Origin of the sequence: Legionella feeleii (genome assembly GCF_001467625.1) — a bacterium.
Lineage (GTDB): Bacteria > Pseudomonadota > Gammaproteobacteria > Legionellales > Legionellaceae > Tatlockia > Tatlockia feeleii.
Map to the genome: position 1 here is coordinate 8,407 of NZ_LNYB01000090.1, position 2,411 is coordinate 10,817.

Consider the following 2,411-nt stretch of genomic DNA (forward strand, 5'->3'; position numbering starts at 1 on the left):
TCTTATTGATGATTCCTGGTTGCTTGTTTTTGTGTCTATTTTTGAGGTGTCGTCTTCATTTTCGTCTGTAATTAAAAGCGTATTATTTTGAAAGAGATCCAAAACATTGGGAGTGTTATAGGGTCTTGGCGATGTGTCATCCATGATGTACTCATCATAACTTTGCATTTTTGCTTTTATTTTCTGTTGTGCCAATCCTCGCTTTTTTTGCTGATTGAGCATCTCTGAAAGTTTCATAAGGAATTCCTATTATCGCTACTCAATAGTTTCTACGGATTTGCTTGATTTTCCTTTTGAGGCAACCCAGTCAGAGATCCCTGTTAATTCGGATATTAAAGCGAAACAATCTTCTTTGGCTGTAGATTTTTTTGTATCAAAGATATATTCACCATCTGCTTTAGTATTTTTAAAAGCGGTATTAGTTCTTATAACAAGGGGCAACAGGTTGTCTTTCAGATTCTTTCGCTCGCTGATGGCTCCCATAATATTGAGGCTCAGCTTTTCACGTGCATCATATTTATTAAATATTATTTTATAATTAATTTTAATTAATAAATTTTTAAAAGAGCGCTCTATTTTTTCAATTTCTGAAACAGTCATTACCACTCCATCAAATGAATCTATATCTGCATTAATGGGTATTAAGTTATCTGTTGCAAAGCATGAGGCACATACGGTTATTTTATGAATAGATGGGGGGCAATCAATAACGATTAAATCATATGTGTTTTTTATAGGATCCAGCATTTCGTTAAAAAAATTTGTAATATTTATTGCTTGCTTAGAATTTAGAACATGCTCAATTTGGGAGTTATCTAATGAAGAGGGAAGCAGGTGCAAATTTGTATTTACCTCCACAACAACATCTTTTAAATCTTTTTCACCAATAATTGCATGATATAGGACAGGTTGCCCATGTTTTTTCATGTTAAAAGACTGTGTGAGATTCCCTTGCATATCAAGATCTATTGCTAATACTTTGAACCCAAGTCTACTTGCGCCCTCTGCAAAAGCAGTTGCAATTGATGTTTTACCAATGCCCCCCTTCATACCAAAAACATTAACAATATACGGTTGGGTTGCATCCTTTTTATATACAAAGCCCCTTTGCTCTAAAATTCGTCTAATAGTATCTGGAGGTAGAGAGTTCTTATTTCCAAGGGGGACCACTGGTAGGTCGTGTTCTTTAATTAATTTATATATAAGGTGAGGAGATACATTAATAAGAGAGGAAAAGTCTTTTGTGCTAATTGTTTTTATTTTCATCAGAATCATCCATCATATAATATTTATTTTAATATATAATAATTAGCGGCTTCGTCAACAATTTTATTTAAATTTTATAAAAATTGTTGACGTTTTGTGTTTTTGAAAACAGATCATAAAAATAAAAAAATTATTTTTTTTGTTGTTTTGTTTTCAATTGTGTCTCTTTTATATATGCAAAAAGATTATATTTGTGTCTTTTAAGAAAAACATGAGATTTTTATTCTTCTCATAAAAAGATAGAGGGGCAGAGAGGGGATAAAGCTAGTGTGCGGCTTGGCAAATAAGGGGGCTTTAAATATTTTCAAGTTGTTTTTTTGATTTTTAATCAAACTGGCATCTTCCTTTTTTGTGTCCCTTTTTACAGAGCCATTATCTTTTTTGTGTCTCTAATATTCAATTTTTTCAATAGGATAGGAAGTTTTTAGCCATTGACATGGATATGGAGAAAATTTAAATTGCAATCAATTAAGGATCCTGCGGAAGAACTGACAAAAAAAGGGATTTCAGTTTTTATCGATTAAATCAATCGTTGAATTAGGCTTGGCGCTCCCGAATTTGCGCCCTGACGTAAAAATCTAAAAAATTAATAATAGGGGTAGCGGGGACATTTGAACAGAAATTTATGGTTTGAATAATAAATGTATTTGAAGAGGCTAGGCAATTTCGGAATGGGTCTACGCAGACACATAGCATGATCGGAGTGAGTCTGAATGCCCATATAATGCTCATTCCTAATGATAAAGCACGAAATAAATTATTTTCAGAGGAGCGCCATGAAAAATAAATCAGTCAATAAATTTTGAGTAGGGAAAGTTGATTTAAGGTTAAGAGGATACGAATCAACTTTCTCTTATATGTATGGTGCTAAACAATTTCTATCTTAGCGCCACTTCTTATAGTAGTCAATTATTGGCGAAACGCTAAGGAATGCTTGCGCATGCAAGAAAGTATGCTATTGGAAGGCGTGGGTATTTCCACGCCAATTAAAAATCATATAGAGCGACGTACAGGTCTTAATCGTACGGGCAATTGGTGCGGTCATAGTCCTGAACTGCCGCGTTTTTTCAGAGAACCAGACTCCCACAAGCCACGGCCTAAGATTTTAACATGGGCGATGGAGTCGCTGCGCCGATTTTATTCGA

At 34.1% G+C, this 2,411-nt stretch carries 2 protein-coding genes and 1 pseudogene; 1 reads left to right on the plus strand and 2 read right to left on the minus strand.

The window, feature by feature from the left end; translation table 11 throughout:
* Together Lfee_RS16430 and Lfee_RS16435 are read right to left on the minus strand one after the other, a co-directional pair.
* Positions 1 to 237 (minus strand): hypothetical protein (locus Lfee_RS16430; RefSeq protein ID WP_193786973.1); only part of this gene is annotated, 237 nt, incomplete at its 3' end.
* A gap of 18 nt (positions 238 to 255) precedes the next feature.
* The gene (locus tag Lfee_RS16435; protein ID WP_058448079.1) at positions 256 to 1,266 is read right to left on the minus strand and encodes a ParA family protein; all 1,011 of its coding nucleotides are present in this window, start codon (positions 1,264 to 1,266) and stop codon (positions 256 to 258) included.
* 940 nt (positions 1,267 to 2,206) lie between these two features.
* Between Lfee_RS16435 and Lfee_RS17745 the strand changes: the two are divergent.
* Positions 2,207 to 2,411: pseudogene (locus Lfee_RS17745) on the plus strand (hypothetical protein); the annotation flags it as partial.

What these genes read in the sequence shown, in the direction of transcription:
- Lfee_RS16435 (WP_058448079.1), bottom strand. Translation starts at nt 1,266, where the DNA reads ATGAAAATAAAAACAATTAGCACAAAAGACTTTTCCTCTCTTATTAAT.